General features: G+C 48.8%; 15 protein-coding genes. 8 read left to right on the top strand and 7 right to left on the bottom strand.

Annotated features, from left to right (window positions below):
* Positions 1-5 precede the first annotated feature (5 nt).
* The 6 genes from FPE01S_RS09495 to FPE01S_RS09470 are packed head-to-tail and all read right to left on the bottom strand — an operon-like array spanning position 6 to position 3,974.
* On the bottom strand, positions 6-668 hold the full coding sequence (locus FPE01S_RS09495; RefSeq protein ID WP_046368437.1) for a CBS domain-containing protein: 663 nt from the start codon (positions 666-668) through the stop codon (positions 6-8).
* Between the two features lie 39 nt (positions 669-707).
* On the bottom strand, positions 708-1,484 hold the full coding sequence (locus FPE01S_RS09490) for an alpha/beta fold hydrolase (RefSeq protein WP_046368436.1): 777 nt from the start codon (positions 1,482-1,484) through the stop codon (positions 708-710).
* Positions 1,485-1,516: 32 nt separating this feature from the next.
* Complete coding sequence (locus FPE01S_RS09485) at positions 1,517-2,038, bottom strand: CvpA family protein (protein ID WP_046368435.1); 522 nt, start codon at positions 2,036-2,038, stop codon at positions 1,517-1,519.
* A 2-nt stretch (positions 2,039-2,040) separates the two neighbouring features.
* Positions 2,041-2,490: a GatB/YqeY domain-containing protein gene (locus tag FPE01S_RS09480; RefSeq protein ID WP_046368434.1), complete on the bottom strand. Its 450-nt coding sequence runs from the start codon at positions 2,488-2,490 to the stop codon at positions 2,041-2,043.
* An 18-nt stretch (positions 2,491-2,508) separates the two neighbouring features.
* Complete coding sequence (gene gldC / locus FPE01S_RS09475) at positions 2,509-2,859, bottom strand: gliding motility protein GldC (RefSeq protein ID WP_046368433.1); 351 nt, start codon at positions 2,857-2,859, stop codon at positions 2,509-2,511.
* A gap of 23 nt (positions 2,860-2,882) precedes the next feature.
* The gene (locus FPE01S_RS09470; RefSeq protein ID WP_046368432.1) at positions 2,883-3,974 is read right to left on the bottom strand and encodes a glycosyltransferase; all 1,092 of its coding nucleotides are present in this window, start codon (positions 3,972-3,974) and stop codon (positions 2,883-2,885) included.
* Positions 3,975-4,055: 81 nt separating this feature from the next.
* On the opposite strand from FPE01S_RS09470, the gene FPE01S_RS09465 reads away from it, so the two are divergent.
* The 4 genes from FPE01S_RS09465 to FPE01S_RS09450 are packed head-to-tail and all read left to right on the top strand — an operon-like array spanning position 4,056 to position 7,983.
* Positions 4,056-4,784, top strand: a complete 729-nt coding sequence (locus FPE01S_RS09465; protein ID WP_046368431.1) for a DUF4290 domain-containing protein — start codon at positions 4,056-4,058, stop codon at positions 4,782-4,784.
* On the top strand, positions 4,781-6,085 hold the full coding sequence (gene murA, locus FPE01S_RS09460) for a UDP-N-acetylglucosamine 1-carboxyvinyltransferase (RefSeq protein WP_046368430.1): 1,305 nt from the start codon (positions 4,781-4,783) through the stop codon (positions 6,083-6,085). Before FPE01S_RS09465 ends, murA begins: the two co-directional genes overlap by 4 nt.
* Positions 6,085-6,666: a guanylate kinase gene (gene gmk / locus FPE01S_RS09455; RefSeq protein WP_046368429.1), complete on the top strand. Its 582-nt coding sequence runs from the start codon at positions 6,085-6,087 to the stop codon at positions 6,664-6,666. The genes murA and gmk overlap by 1 nt, the downstream gene beginning before the upstream one ends.
* A 30-nt stretch (positions 6,667-6,696) precedes the next feature.
* Positions 6,697-7,983, top strand: coding sequence for a hemolysin family protein (locus FPE01S_RS09450; protein ID WP_046368428.1), 1,287 nt, complete (start codon positions 6,697-6,699; stop codon positions 7,981-7,983).
* 77 nt (positions 7,984-8,060) lie between these two features.
* Here the strand turns inward: FPE01S_RS09450 and recA are convergent, their stop codons facing one another.
* Positions 8,061-9,062, bottom strand: coding sequence for a recombinase RecA (recA, locus tag FPE01S_RS09445; protein WP_046368427.1), 1,002 nt, complete (start codon positions 9,060-9,062; stop codon positions 8,061-8,063).
* 172 nt (positions 9,063-9,234) lie between these two features.
* On the opposite strand from recA, the gene FPE01S_RS09440 reads away from it, so the two are divergent.
* The 4 genes from FPE01S_RS09440 to FPE01S_RS09425 are packed head-to-tail and all read left to right on the top strand — an operon-like array spanning position 9,235 to position 14,771.
* Positions 9,235-12,456, top strand: coding sequence for a S41 family peptidase (locus FPE01S_RS09440; protein WP_046368426.1), 3,222 nt, complete (start codon positions 9,235-9,237; stop codon positions 12,454-12,456).
* A 36-nt stretch (positions 12,457-12,492) separates the two neighbouring features.
* Entirely contained in the window at positions 12,493-12,957 is a 465-nt protein-coding gene (locus FPE01S_RS09435) for a DUF4920 domain-containing protein (RefSeq protein ID WP_046368425.1), read from the top strand.
* 50 nt (positions 12,958-13,007) lie between these two features.
* Complete coding sequence (locus FPE01S_RS24805) at positions 13,008-14,171, top strand: copper resistance protein NlpE N-terminal domain-containing protein (RefSeq protein ID WP_052955649.1); 1,164 nt, start codon at positions 13,008-13,010, stop codon at positions 14,169-14,171.
* A gap of 6 nt (positions 14,172-14,177) precedes the next feature.
* Positions 14,178-14,771 (top strand): 1-acyl-sn-glycerol-3-phosphate acyltransferase, encoded by a 594-nt coding sequence (locus FPE01S_RS09425; RefSeq protein ID WP_046368424.1) that lies wholly within the window; start codon positions 14,178-14,180, stop codon positions 14,769-14,771.
* Positions 14,772-14,784: the final 13 nt, after the last annotated feature.

Below are 14,784 nucleotides of genomic sequence, written 5' to 3'. Positions count from 1 at the left end.
ATATTTCAGAGATTAAGGTAATTCATCAGATGATCATAATTGTTCCGGAGTTCATTTTCATACTGTTCTTCTCCGAAATAATACCTGACCTGATATTCATACCGCTGGAAGGTGGCAACGATATCGGATAATTCGAACTTGTTGAGTTTCATGGTCACAAAGAGGAGACCAAGGTTGTTATCGTAGTAAGTATTCAGCTGGGTGATCTGTGCATCATTGGTTTCCACCAATTTATAAATTTCAGAAAACGCGAAATCACGTTTTTCCATTTCCAGCACGATGATGCCGCCAGGCTCGTCGGCCCCGATCATATGGCCGGTATATTTCAAAAGATCGCTGGCGGCGATGGCGCCCACCCAGGTAAGGTCTGTTTCTGTAACCGGCACAATGTCCAGCCCATATTCGTTCGCCAGCTGAATGGCTTCTGTGAAATGGTTATTCGGTGATACCCTTATCTTGCTGATGAGTGGGGTCAGGGTTTCCAGAAGAAGGTTGTCGTCTGCCGCATTGAGCAGATCAGCTTCTGATAACAAGCCGATATATTTTTCGTCATCAACAATCGGCAGCTGACTAACATGGCAGTCGTCCATCAGCTGAAGTGCCCGGTAAACGGGATCTTTGGGTGACAGCACAGGCAGGGACGCAGATATGAGTTCCTTGTTAATCACAGAGAAAGATTTAGGTATTACCTGTATAGACGTCAAAACTCAGGCTACCGCTGCCGGCTCATTGAGTTTTGTAAGAAATTTATGAAGGATCCGGTTGAATTCTTCCGGTACCTCCATCATCGGCGCATGACCACAGTGATCGATAAAATGCAGTTCACTGTTAGGAATAAGGCGGTTAAACTCGCGTCCGACGAATGGCGGTGTAACAGTATCGTTGTTGCCCCACACCAGTAGTGTGGGTTGTTTGATCTGGCTGAGTTCTTCTCCAAGATTATTCCGGATGGCGCTTTTAGCCAGCGCAATGATTTTTATCACTTTCAACCGGCTGGTCGTGATCTCATAGACCTCGTCCACCAGTTCTTTGGTAGCCATTTTGGGATCGTAAAAGGTGAGTTCGGTCTTTTTGCGGATATACTCATAATCACCGCGTTTCGGATAGGTATCCCCCATACCATTTTCAAAAAGGCCTGAACTACCGGTCAGGGTCAGACTCCGGATCCTTTCCGGATGTTTCAGGACATGCACCAGAGCAACGTGGCCGCCGAGGGAGTTACCGAGGAGGTGTACCTGCCGGTAATCTTTGGCTTCAATGAATTTATGGACGAACTTCTGCAGGCCGCCAACGGAAGTATGTAGTATATCGAGTTCAAACAGCGGCAGCATCGGCACCACAACTTTATAGTGGTGGCGGAAGTATTCGATCAGGTCCTGGAAATTGCTGAGGGCGCCGAATAATCCGTGCAACAGCACCAATGGTTCGCCTTCTCCTTCCTCTATGTACCTGAATTTATCCAGCTGTTTGATCTCGTATTGCATCTGTTCTCTAAAATAATACTTCCAATTAATTGCTAAAATAGGCCAAAAAATCGACTGAGTTCTTCAAACATGTTCTTGAAAAAAGGCATGACTTCACCAAGTACATCTATCACCTTGGGGCCCCAGGGAGCAATAATAGGATAAGTATTTGACTGCTCCATTGTTTTTGCCGACAGCAATTGGGTTTTCCCCAGGTAAAACAACAGGATGCTCCAGGTTAACAGATATATTACTATATACAATAAAATTCCGCCCGCTTTGTTCAGCACACCCAGCATGGCCAATTCAATCGTCTGCTCGATCAGACGGGCTACCAGGTTGACCAGGAGCACCACGGCGATGAACACCAGTAAAAATGATAATACAGGTAACCATCTGGCAGAAACGTTAACTGAACCCTCCAGCCAATGGGCGGTAGCCACACTGAATTTCATTGCAGCGGCCAGCCCCAGGATCATAGCAAAGAAGGAAAACAATGCCACTACCAGGCCTTGCCGCCAGCCTTTGAAAACCGCCAGCACCAGGATCAGCAATGTAATGGCATCGATCAGCACAATCAGGGATTCAACAGTGATTTTACCATGGCGCTGATGGCTTTGCCATCTGCCTGGCCCGCCAGTTGTTTGGTCGCAATACCCATTACTTTCCCGAGATCAGCCGGACCTGCTCCGGTCTGACTGATAATCGTTTCCAGCGCGGTTTTCAGGGCGGACGGATCCAGCTGGGCTGGCAGGAATTTTTCTATAACGGATATTTCTTCCTTCTCTTTGTTGGCGAGATCAGTACGTTGTTGTTGCTCAAAAATTTCGAGCGAATCCCGGCGTTGCTTAACCATCTTCTGAAGCAATTTGAGTTCGCCTTCCGCCGTCACCTGCCCGTTAGCCCCGGGTTCTGTTTTCGCTTTAATGATCTCCGCCTTGATTGCACGCAGACTTCGCAAGGCGGCTTCATTTTTTGACTTCATGGCGTCCTTCATTTCCGTCATGACTTTTTCTTCCAGTGACATATACTTTTTTTTAATGTTTTATTTAACGGCGTTCTCTTTCATTTGCTGGTCCTTGAATTTGTTATAAAAGTCACGGGCAAACTGTTTCATATCATTTACCAGCACTTCATTGCGGGTTGCGCGCTGATAGGTATCCGCCATGGTCATCAGGGTCTGATAATAAAAATCTGCCATTTCATCTACCATCATCTCTTTTGTCCACAGATCGACCCGCATTGCAGTTTTATCTGCGCCGTCCCAAAAGGCCAGTAGCATGGCTTTGGCTTTTTGTGGTTCATCGGCAGTACTGCCAGCTGCCTGCCAGAAGATCTGAGAAGGTATTTTGTCATGATCGAGCTGAACGTCGATCCTGATCGTTGAATCCGTCATAAGGGTATTTTGAGGAGGCAAAATTAGCCAATCTCTGCCAGACGGTCATTAATGATGCCTGCCCATGCTTTTAAGGTATGTTCCCGGTTGTATTCCATGGCGAGTTTCTTGCCTTTTTCAATCAGTGTGTTCCGCTGGCCCTCGTCCTTATACAGGAGCATAAGTGCATGCGCCAGCTGATCATGGTCGTCTGCCGCCGCCCACAAAACGGCGTCTCCGGGCCATTCGCCCAGGTCCTGGGACTGCACGCAGGCAGCAGGTGTTCCGGCCGACAATGCCCATTCCAGCGGATAATGGTCACCGGTAGTTTGTGTGTGGACGAGCATATAGGCCCCTGCTACCAGGTTTCTCCAGTCTTCTTCCTCGGGGTCGGGATAAAGCAATACATCTGCCTTGTATTTATAGGTTGTCAGGAGTCTTTCAAGATCCGCCGTTTCTTCGGTACTTCGTCCGGCAAGCACCAGCGGCATGCCGGTCATCAGCCATTTTTTGAAGAGGGAATAGGCCTTCAGAGCAGGCATAGCGCCCTGTGATGCAGACAGCGAGCCGGCGTAAAGGCAATAATCCCTGCCGTTGGTATATTTCAGTTTAACCTGTTCCTGACCCGCCCAGCCAAGCGTCTCAGCCGGTTGTTCCAGCAAAGGCTGCCGGGAAATAATCCGCGACGTGCACCGGGGGAAAGCTGAACGGATTTTTTCCACCGCTGCCGCCGATGGCAGTACAATAGTATGGGCTGCAGCCCATTGTGCTGCACGTGGTGCGGCAAGTATCGCTTCCGAAGTGGTAAACAGGACTGTAGGATTGCCTTGTGCCGGGATGAATCTGCCCGGGGAGAACTGCACCAGGACTGTACCGGGTGATTTTTTGTTCCAGGCTTCGAAAACTGCCACCCGGCTGCGTTCCCTGGACCGCCACGTAATTTTCGGCACGGGCAGATGAACCAGCTCCAATCCTTCGTGACTTTCCATGGTCAGTTCCGGATCCAGGGTCAGCGCGACCTGTTCTGCCGGCAGCAAAGCTGAAACCAGATCAGGAATAGCGCCCAGGATGGACTGTTCCGCATGGTTCACGGTATATTCCAGCAGTGGATCAATATAATAGGCGACTTTCGGCATACGGTATTTTCCTGACGGGTGCAAATTGCTTCTTTTTCCTGAATGCCATCACTTACATTTGCAATAAGACAAAACGTTCGAATGGAATATAATACCACGAGAAATCACCTCGTTATGCGGGAATATGGCCGTCACATCCAGCGCATGATCGAGTATACCATGTCAGTTGAAGATAACGACAGAAGGCAAAAGAATGCCCGGACCGTGATCGAACTGATGGGTTTTCTTAACCCCCACCTTAAGAACGTGGAGGATTTCCGCCATATGTTATGGGATCACTTATTCCTGATCTCTGATTTCAAACTTGAGGTGGAATCCCCTTATCCTATTCCCACCAAAGAAACGCTTAAGGCTAAACCTTCACCGCTACGTTACCCCAAGGGATATCCCAGGTATTCCCATATCGGCCGGAATATCGAAACTGTTATCAACAAAGCACTGAACGAGGAAAACCCTGAAAAGCGGCAGGGTTATGCCAATGCCATTGCCTATTATATGAAACTGGTTTATGCGAACTGGCATAAAGAAGTTGTTCATGACGATGCCATCCAGGGGGAGCTTAGCAATATTACAGGAGGTCAACTCGAATTCACCAATTCTCCATTCGTTAAGGCCTTTCGCCCCAACGATAACAACCAGCGGGACCGGGATTATCGTGGCGGTGGTGGCAAGCGGCCTCAAAAATTCCAGCAAAGGAACAACGGAGGAAACCGTCAGAACGATAACCGGGGAAATAACGACAACCGGAACAATGATCGCAATAACGGGAACCGGGGAAACAACAAATTCAATAAGAAGCGCTTCAAGTGAACAGTTTCGAAGTAATAGGCGGAAAAAAACTCTCCGGCACCATCATTCCGCAGGGTGCGAAAAACGAAGCGCTTCAAATCATTTCTGCAGTCCTGTTAAGTCCGGAACCTGTAACGCTGGGTAATATTCCGGATATTCTCGATGTTAACCTGCTGATAGAACTGTTAGCTGACCTTGGCGTTTCTATCGACCGCCAGGAACGCCATACGGCAACTTTCAGGGCTGACAATGTCAACATTGACTACCTGAACAGTGATGCCTTCCGCAAAAAAAGCGGCCGTTTGCGAGGTTCCGTGATGTTGGCCGGACCTCTGCTGGCCCGCTTCAAAAAAGCATTTATTCCGAAACCGGGAGGCGACAAAATCGGCCGGCGGCGTCTGGACACCCACATTATCGGTTTCGAAAAACTGGGCGCCACTTTTAACTATCATCCTGAAGACGGCTATTTTCACCTGGATGCCTCCAACCTGCGGGGTACCGATATGCTTTTGGACGAGCCATCCGTGACAGGCACGGCCAATATTGTGATGGCAGCTGTCATGGCAAAGGGGAAAACAACGATTTACAACGCAGCCTGCGAGCCTTACCTGCAACAGCTCTGTAAGATGCTGAACAGAATGGGCGCAAAAATCAGCGGTGTAGGCAGTAACCTGCTGACCATCGAAGGTGTGGATTATCTCGGTGGCACTACCCATAGCATGCTTCCGGATATGATTGAAGTGGGCAGCTTTATCGGCCTAGCCGCCATGACAAAGAGCGGCATCCGAATACAGGGTGCGGGCGTTGAACATCTTGGAGTTATCCCGGAGAAATTCAAGCAGCTGGGCATCCGGCTCGATATCCAGGGAGATGACATCGTTATTCCGGAACAGGACATTTATGAAATTCAGACTTTCCTCGACGGCTCGGTACTGACCATCTACGATCATCCATGGCCGGGATTCACACCAGACCTTCTGAGCATCGTACTGGTGGTTGCAACACAGGCCCGCGGATCAGTACTCATCCATCAAAAAATGTTTGAGAGCCGGTTGTTCTTTGTTGATAAACTGATCGACATGGGTGCTCAGATTATATTGTGCGATCCGCACCGTGCAGCAGTGATTGGCCTTGCGAGGGAACAGCAGCTCAGGGGAATCACCATGAGCAGCCCTGATATCCGGGCTGGTGTATCTCTGCTGATCGCTGCATTGAGTGCGGAAGGCAAAAGCACCATCCAGAACATAGAACAGATCGATCGCGGATATCAGTATATCGACAAGCGCCTGATTGCCCTTGGCGCCGATATTAAAAGGATCTAATGTCATACAGCCACAAAAAGATAATTATAATCACGGCACCTTCCGGTGCGGGAAAAACATCCATAACCCGTTACCTGCTGGCCAGAAATCCGCAACTGGCGTTTTCCATCAGTGCTGCTACCCGTTTGCCAAGGGGGCCTGAAAAGCATGGTGTGGATTACTATTTCATGAGTGAACCGGAATTCCGTAACCATATCAGGAATAACGACTTCATGGAATGGGAAATGGTGTATGAAGGAAAATATTATGGAACGCTCAAAGCCGAAATGGAACGTATCTGGAGCAATCACCAGGTTCCCATCCTTGATATAGATGTCAAAGGAGCGATTCACGTTCAGCAACAGTATCCCCACAGTACACTGTCCCTGTTTATTGAACCTCCAAGCGTAGACGAACTACGCAAGCGGCTCGAGAGCCGTGGAACAGAATCCGCGGAAAGCCTTCAGGCGCGCGTCAACAAAGCCTCTTACGAGATCTCCTTCAAACAGCATTTTGATTTTACCATTGTCAATGATAACCTGGAAACTGCCTGTCTCCAGGCGGAATCACTGATCCTCAATTTTCTGTCCGGAAAGGACTAACGGGGTCAAAATCTATTATATTCGTATAATATGTTACCGAATCTCAATTCCTTTGGATTGATCATTTTCTTCCTGTTGCTGGTCGGTTTTTTTGCCGGCATCGAAGCAGCCTTTTCCGCTATCAGCAGATTGTCAGTGGAGCTCAGGAAGAAGCAGGGCCGCACAGGCGGAATCCTGATCAGCCAGTTCCTCGACAAACCGTCCCAGTTTATCGGGGTGGTGTTGATCGGTTTCAATATTTTTCTGGTTGTTTACGGACTGATGATCGGCGCCTTCCTGGAACCGGTTTGGCTCTGGGTCGAAAAACATGGTGTTCCTGAGGCATACGCCGACCTTCTTCACCTTTTTGTGGAAATCACGCTGGCAACCACCATCTTTCTCGTACTTGGTGAATTTATACCAAGAGCCATCTGGCGCGCACGGAATGAATGGCTCCTCAGCAGCGTCGTAGCCAGTATCCTGAATTTCTTCAGCCAGCTGCTGCAACCTATTGCCACATTGTTTGTGTCCATAGCCGAATGGATCCTTAAGTATCTGTTCAACATTCGCCTGAGCGAGAAGCGGGAAGCTTTTGTGCGGGCCGACCTGGAGGCTTTCTACCAGCAGAACAGCAGCGAGAAGGATGGTGATGCTGCAGATGGAAATGCAAACCTGTTTGAAAACGCCCTGTCCTTACCAACCGTGAAGGTGAGGCAGTGTCTTATACCCCGCAAAGAAATTGAGGGTGTGGAAGTCAACACACCGATAGATAAGGTGCTGCAGAAATTTTCTGAAACCCAGCTGAGCAAGCTGGTAGTTTATGAAGGCAATATCGATCATATCCTCGGTTACCTGCATCAACTGGATATGTTTAAACAACCTGTGGATGTCCGGTCGATCATGCTGCCGATTCCGGCAGTTCCCGAAAGTATGAATGCTACAGACCTGATCAACAAGTTCACCCGGGAGAGAAAAAGCATGGCGTGGGTGGTGGATGAATTCGGCGGCACATCCGGCATCATTACCATGGAAGATCTTCTGGAAGAGATATTCGGCGAAATACAGGATGAACACGACACAGAAGAATTGGAAGAAAAAAAGATCAGTGATTCTGAATTTATTTTTTCAGGCAGGCTTGAATTGGATTATCTGCAGGATAAATACGGTTTTACTTTTGAACAGGAGGAGCTGGAAACGTTATCCGGCTACATTATACATTATCATGAAACCATCCCCAAGATCCGCGAAAGGATTATTATCGGCGACTATGAATTTGAGGTGATGGGCGTTTCAGATACGCGGATTGAAATGGTGAGAATGAAGGTTTTGAAATTCTGATGCAACTGGGATATCAGGAACGGGAAAAAGAACGGGGACCGCTGGTCCCCGTTCTTTTTCCCGTTTATTTTAAAATATCAGCCGGCCTGCATTTCGGTTATCTTGGCCCTTATCTTGGCCTCGATTTCCGCCTGCAATTCCGGGTTGTCACGCAACAAGTTTTTAACTGCATCTCTTCCCTGACCCAGTTTGTCGCCATTATAGCTGAACCAGGATCCGCTTTTCTGCACAATCGCGAGGTCAACTCCCATATCTATGATTTCGCCCACCTTTGAAACACCTTCGCCGAAAATGATATCGAACTCAGCTGCCCGGAAAGGAGGAGCAACCTTATTCTTTACCACTTTTACCTTAACACGGTTGCCTACAGCTTCATCACCATCTTTAATCTGGCTGATCCTGCGGATATCAAGGCGGACAGAAGAGTAAAATTTAAGTGCGTTACCACCAGTGGTCGTTTCCGGGTTACCGAACATCACCCCGATCTTCTCACGAAGCTGGTTGATAAAGATGCAGACGGTATTGGTCTTGTTAATAGTTGCCGTCAGTTTGCGGAGCGCCTGGCTCATGAGTCTTGCCTGTAGCCCCATCTTACTGTCGCCCATTTCACCTTCCAGCTCACCTTTGGGAACAAGGGCAGCAACGGAATCAATCACCACAACATCAATTGCTCCGGAAAGGATCAGCCGGTCAGCAATTTCAAGACCCTGTTCGCCATAATCCGGCTGAGAGATCAGGAGGCTGTCAACATCAACACCCAGCTTCTGAGCATAGGAACTGTCAAAAGCATGTTCCGCATCAATGATGGCACAGATACCACCCTTTTTCTGAGCTTCTGCAATAACATGTATGGCAACGGTAGTTTTACCGGATGCTTCAGGACCATAAATTTCGATTATCCTGCCCTTGGGAAGTCCGCCAATACCCAGGGCAACATCCAGGCCCAGCGATCCCGTGGAAACAACTTCCTGGCCATTGTTCGTCTTCTCATTCATCATCATCACTGAACCCTTCCCGAAATCCTTGTCGATCTTATCGATAGTCAGTTTAAGCGCCTTGAGTTTTTCTGCGTTAGACATGTCTGTTGTTTTAGCGTTATGGGAGTCAAAATTATTAGTGACACAAAGATAGAGCGGAATTAATTACCAACACTAAATTGTTTAGCATTATTTCACTAAATATTTTACCGCTAAAAAACCCTTGCCGGATAAACGGTGAGGTTCTGATTATGCTTTTCCCTATTTTTCCCGAATGAGAAATCTATTCCTTACCACACTGCTGGTTGCAGCATCTTTTTCCGGTATTGCCCAGGATGAACCCTCCTGGATGCGCTACCCGGCGATTTCACCTGACGGGAACACCATTGCGTTCTCTTACCGCGGCGATATCTATCTTGTGGCTGCCGGCGGCGGTGAAGCCCGCCAGCTCACCCAGCATGAGGCCAATGACCTTATGCCTGTCTGGAGTCATGACGGTAAAAAAATTGCTTTTGCCAGCGACCGTTATGGCAACTATGATATTTTCTGCATTTCCGCAGCGGGCGGCACGCCGCAGCGGCTTACTTTTCATTCGGCAGCAGAATACCCCTATGACTTTTCAACCGACAATTCGGCGATTCTTTTCGGCGGTTCCCGCATGGACCTGGCAACCAACCGACAATACCCCGCCGGTTACCTTCCGGAACTTTACCAGGTTGCTGCTACAGGTGGCCGCGTTCGGCAGGTACTCACTACCCCCGCTGAACTGGTGAAGGTTTTGCCCGACGGACGGTTGTTGTACCAGGACAAAAAAGGGGGCGAAAATGAATGGCGAAAGCACCATACCTCTTCCGTGACCCGCGATTGCTGGTTATATGATCCCAAAACCGGGAAACATCAGCGACTGACGATGAACAAGGGAGAAGACAGAAACCCGGTACTGCAGAAAGGAACTGATACTTTTTATTACCTCAGTGAGATGGGCGGAAGTTTCAACGTTTACAGCAGCTCCCTGAAAAGCGATGTTCCGAAAGCGATAACACAATTCACCAAACATCCGGTGCGTTTTCTTTCCATAGCAGATAATGGCAGGCTCTGTTTCGGTTATGATGGCCACCTGTATACCATGCTGCCCGCGGCTGCACCGCAGCTGGTTAAGGTTTCAATCCACACGGATCTTAAAAAGAATAACGAACAGATCCTGACAGTAAACGGCGGTGCGCGCGAACTTGCAGTTTCCCCCAATGGAAAAGAAGTGGCATTTCTCTTTCGTGGTGATGTTTTTGTAACGTCGGTGGAAGGTGGCGTTACCAAACGCATCACATTCACTCCCGACGCTGAGAAATCCGTCGGGTTCTCCCCCGACGGTAAAAGCCTGTTCTATGCAAGTGAGCGGGGCAACCGCTGGAAAATCTATCAAACAAGGCTTCGCCGCCCGGATGAATCATTCTTCTATGCAGCCACTGTTCTTGAGGAATCCCCGCTGGTTGTAAATGAGCATGACAATTACCAACCACTTATTTCCCCCGACGGCAATCAACTGGCATATATTGAAGACCGGACTACGTTAAAAGTACTGACATTGTCCAGCCGCCAGTCGCGCTCGCTGCTGAATTCAGCACAATTGGCTTCCATGCGGGACAACGACCAGTATGTCGACTGGAGTCCCGACAGCAAATGGTTGTTGTTTGATTATGCGGTACCCGGAAGCGCCTATGGCGAAGTCGGATTGGTATCGCTGGATGGAAAAACAATCCGCAACCTTTCACAAAGTGGTTTTTCGGAAGGCAATGCCCGCTGGATCCTGGGTGGCAAAGCAATCACATGGTTCAGTAACCGCGATGGCATGAATGCAAAAGCCAACAGTGGAGGTTCCCAGACAGATGTATATGCAGCTTTTCTTGACCAGGATGCCTGGGACAGGTTTCGACTCAGTAAGGAAGATGCAGCGCTTCAGAAAGAAACTGACGACAAGGCAAAAGCAGACAGCACCAAAAAATCAACTTCCAGAAAAGACACTCTCCTGAAGTTTGACCTGGAGAACCTCCCCTTCCGCAAATCGCGGCTAACCATTCATAGTGCCAGTCTTTCTGATGCGCTGGTAAGTAAAGATGGCGAAAACCTCTACTATCTCGCAAGATTTGAAAAAGGCTATAATCTCTGGACAACCAATCTCAGAACCAGGGAAACGAAGATACTGGCAACATTAAACAGTGGAAACGGAAGTCTGCAGTGGGATAAGGATCAAAAGAACATATTCCTGAATGCTGATGGAAAACTGATTAAGATCGAGCCGCTGAGCGGCAAACAGGAAAACATCGCCATTAATGGTGAAATGTCAATCGACACCGACCGGGAGCGCCGGTGTATGTTCGAACATGTATGGCGCCGGACCCAGGCCAGCTTTTACACAAGAAGTATGCACGGTGTGGACTGGAACAGTTACCGCAGGGATTATGAAGCTTACCTGCCCCATATCAGCAACAACCAGGAGTTCAGCGAGATGCTTAGCGAGATGCTGGGCGAGCTGAATGTATCGCACAGTGGTTCCAGTTTTGTAAATACCGGTACCGGAACGGATGCTACTGCTTCCCTGGGTATATTTCCCGATCCCGCCTATCCGGGCAATGGCGTAAAAATCGCTGAAATACTGGAGGGTGGTCCGCTGGACAAATCAGATATTTCCATTCAGGCTGGCGACATTCTGCTTGCCATCGACAACGATACGCTTACTGCAGACAGGGATTATGCGGCATTTCTCAACCGGAAAGCCGGCAAATTCACATTGCTGACGGTGCAGCGCGGTACGGCAACAAAGTATTACAGGGTAAAACCCATTACCCAGGGTGAACAGAGTGGCCTGCTTTACAGACGTTGGGTCCGCAGGAATGAAAAAGAGGTGGAGCGGCTCAGTAACGGGGAACTGGGCTATGTACACATTCCGGGTATGAATGATGCTGCCTACCGGGATACCTATGAGGAAATCATGGGCAAGTTTTTTAATCGGAAAGCCATGGTCGTAGATACCCGGAACAATGGCGGAGGGGACCTTGTAGCGGATCTCGCGATGTTCCTGAGCGGCAAGCAGTTTCTGGATTACAGTACAGACACCAGGAGCAATGGTTACGAGCCTTCATTTCGATGGACGAAGCCCAGTATCAGTCTTGCCAATGAATCCAATTACAGTGACGGCCATTGTTATGCCTATTCCTATCAATACCTGCAGATCGGCAAACTGGTCGGTCAACCGGTACCCGGAACCTGTACTTTCGCAGGTTGGGAAGTGCTGCAGGACAACGCCGTGCGTTGGGGGGTACCGCCGTTAGGGGTAAAAACAATGCAGGGTACCTACCTGGAAAATGCCCAGACAGCACCTGATATTGCGGTTTGGAATGATGCAGACCAGCTGGCTGAAGGAAAAGACCAGCAGTTGGAGGTTGCTGTTAAAACTCTGTTAGAGGACCTTAAAAAACAGCCGGATACCAGCAAAAAGTAAGTGTATTCCTATCTTTGGACAAATAAAGAAACGTACATGAAAATACTTGCAACAATGGTTTTGGTGGCAACACTGGCAGGAAGTGCCTTTGCCCAGGGCCCCACTCCCGCTGCCAAGGGTGTTACATATGGTACAACCACCACTGAAGAAGGCGCCGTTCCCGTAACCGAGCTTTCTGCCAAAATGAGCAATGACCAGTTTTCCGGAAAAATCTCCGGAAAAGTAACTGAAGTTTGCCAGGAAAGAGGGTGTTGGATGAAACTGGAGAAGTCAAATGGCGAAGCCATGATGGTCAAGTTCAAGGATTATGGCTTTTTCATGCCGAAAGATATTGTTGGGCACGATGTAGTTTTGGATGGCGAAGCTGTTGTAAAAGAGGTTTCGGTGAAACAGCAAAAACACTATGCACAGGACGCCGGAAAGACCAAGGCTGAGATTGACAAGATCAAGGCACCAAAAAAAGAAACACAGTTTATTGCAAAAGGTGTTCTGGTGTTGTAATTCCTTTGATAAAATTTAAGCCGGCATCAAGCCGGCTTTTTTTGGCCTGCATGAAAGCAAATAATACAAATTTTCGTCCTGCATTGCAGATGCTCATGGCGGTTGCTGCCATTTTTATGTTTTCCTGCAACAATTCGACAACGGGAAAAACCAAAGGCACATACAGTATGCCAGGGGCGACCCCGGATACAGGGAGGAGTGACGCACCGGTCGTTTCTGAGCAGTCCCTGACGGATGGGATTTTTTCAGGATTGCTTCCCTGTGCGGATTGTCCGGGCATAACGGAATATCTTCAATTCAAAACCGGTGGTACATACCATTTGCAACGGAGCTATGCGGAAAGAATGGAGGCCACTTTTGTAAGCCAGGGCACCTTCCGCAGGGAAGGAAATCAGATCACGCTGACAGATAACCGCGGCGATGCCGGCAGGTATATGGTACAAGACAACAGCCTCATTGTTCTTGACCAGGATGGAAAACCTGTAACCGGCGCACTGACTTCAAAATACGTCCTTCATCGTCAGCTACTGGCCAATCCTGAAAAATGGAAAGCACAAGCTGCTAATGGCATCGATTTTATTGCTATGGGTACAGAACCTTTCTGGAATGTATCGCTGAGAGAAGGGCAATGGTTGATCTTTCAGACCCCTGACAAAAGAGATTCCAGCCGCATTCCCGTGCAATTGGAGAAAGCCGGAGGTACCGGCTGGACTTACACCGGCGAGCTTGACGGACAGCTATTCCGGCTGGCTATCTATACTGAATTCAGTTCAGACGGCATGAGTGACCGGATATACCGTTATCGGACAACCTTTGAAACAAATGGAAAAAAATTATCAGGCACAGGTGTCGCGCTAAGGGGAGCTATTTCAGGAAACAGTGCCGGAGGAAGCTGGGTCTTACAGGATATCCTGGAACCGGGAAAAAGTTTACAATCGCTGTTCAGTCAAAAGACCCCCACCCTTCTGATCGATACAATCGCCCGGAAATTATCGGGTTCAACTTCATGCAACAGGTTCAACGGCGCCTGGATGAACGGTTCTGAACTGCCATTTAACGCCGCACAACTTGCAATGACCAGGATGGCTTGTGCTGGAGAAGGTGAAACTGTTTTCCTTGCCGCTTTTAAGAAAGTGAATGGCTTCCGGTGTATAGCCGACGAACTCCTGATGTACCAGGATAATCGCGTGTTGCTGCGATGGAAAAAACTATAATTTTTTATGTTCAGCAGAGCGTTTTGGAAATTATACTGGAAGCTTGCCGGCTGGAAAGTTAAAACTGCATGGCAGGTGCCGAAGGACGCGTGGCCAGGAACACTTCGACAGGCGATTATTGCCGTTGCACCGCACACCAGTGGCTGGGATGTAGTGACGGGCATGGCTGCCCGTGCCGTGATGCCAATACCCAATGCACATTACCTGGCTAAGAAAGAATTATTCGATGGACCATTCGGCTGGTTTTTCAAGGCCAGCGGCGGCGTTCCGGTAGACCGTGGCGCCAGCACCAACCTGGTGGACCAGGTGGTCGAACACTTCAAAACAAACTCCGATTTCGTTCTGGCGCTGTCGCCGGAAGGTACACGGAAAAGGGTGGACCGGTTAAAAACCGGATTCTGGCACATCGCGAAACTAGCCCAGGTTCCCATCGTTTTGGCAGGTCTGGATTTCAAACACAAATTGCTTCATTTTTCCGAACCATTTGTGCCAGGCGACACTCCCGAGCACGATTGGCCGAAAATCATCAGGTTTTTTGCTGCCATGGAGGGGAAACATCCTGAAAATGGATTGGCACATTTACAAAATCAGGCACAGTAGTTGTAAACGAAGC

It is taken from the genome of Flavihumibacter petaseus NBRC 106054 (assembly GCF_000974785.1).
Lineage (GTDB): Bacteria > Bacteroidota > Bacteroidia > Chitinophagales > Chitinophagaceae > Flavihumibacter > Flavihumibacter petaseus.
Note: the sequence above shows the minus strand (reverse complement) of the source record. Positions and strands in the feature narration are given on the sequence as shown.

What these genes read in the sequence shown, in the direction of transcription:
- FPE01S_RS09490 (WP_046368436.1), bottom strand. Translation starts at nt 1,484, where the DNA reads ATGCAATACGAGATCAAACAGCTGGATAAATTCAGGTACATAGAGGAA.
- FPE01S_RS09480 (WP_046368434.1), bottom strand. Translation starts at nt 2,490, where the DNA reads ATGTCACTGGAAGAAAAAGTCATGACGGAAATGAAGGACGCCATGAAG.
- gldC (WP_046368433.1), bottom strand. Translation starts at nt 2,859, where the DNA reads ATGACGGATTCAACGATCAGGATCGACGTTCAGCTCGATCATGACAAA.
- FPE01S_RS09470 (WP_046368432.1), bottom strand. Translation starts at nt 3,974, where the DNA reads ATGCCGAAAGTCGCCTATTATATTGATCCACTGCTGGAATATACCGTG.
- FPE01S_RS09465 (WP_046368431.1), top strand. Translation starts at nt 4,056, where the DNA reads ATGGAATATAATACCACGAGAAATCACCTCGTTATGCGGGAATATGGC.
- gmk (WP_046368429.1), top strand. Translation starts at nt 6,085, where the DNA reads ATGTCATACAGCCACAAAAAGATAATTATAATCACGGCACCTTCCGGT.
- FPE01S_RS09450 (WP_046368428.1), top strand. Translation starts at nt 6,697, where the DNA reads ATGTTACCGAATCTCAATTCCTTTGGATTGATCATTTTCTTCCTGTTG.
- recA (WP_046368427.1), bottom strand. Translation starts at nt 9,062, where the DNA reads ATGTCTAACGCAGAAAAACTCAAGGCGCTTAAACTGACTATCGATAAG.
- FPE01S_RS09440 (WP_046368426.1), top strand. Translation starts at nt 9,235, where the DNA reads ATGAGAAATCTATTCCTTACCACACTGCTGGTTGCAGCATCTTTTTCC.
- FPE01S_RS09435 (WP_046368425.1), top strand. Translation starts at nt 12,493, where the DNA reads ATGAAAATACTTGCAACAATGGTTTTGGTGGCAACACTGGCAGGAAGT.
- FPE01S_RS24805 (WP_052955649.1), top strand. Translation starts at nt 13,008, where the DNA reads ATGAAAGCAAATAATACAAATTTTCGTCCTGCATTGCAGATGCTCATG.
- FPE01S_RS09425 (WP_046368424.1), top strand. Translation starts at nt 14,178, where the DNA reads ATGTTCAGCAGAGCGTTTTGGAAATTATACTGGAAGCTTGCCGGCTGG.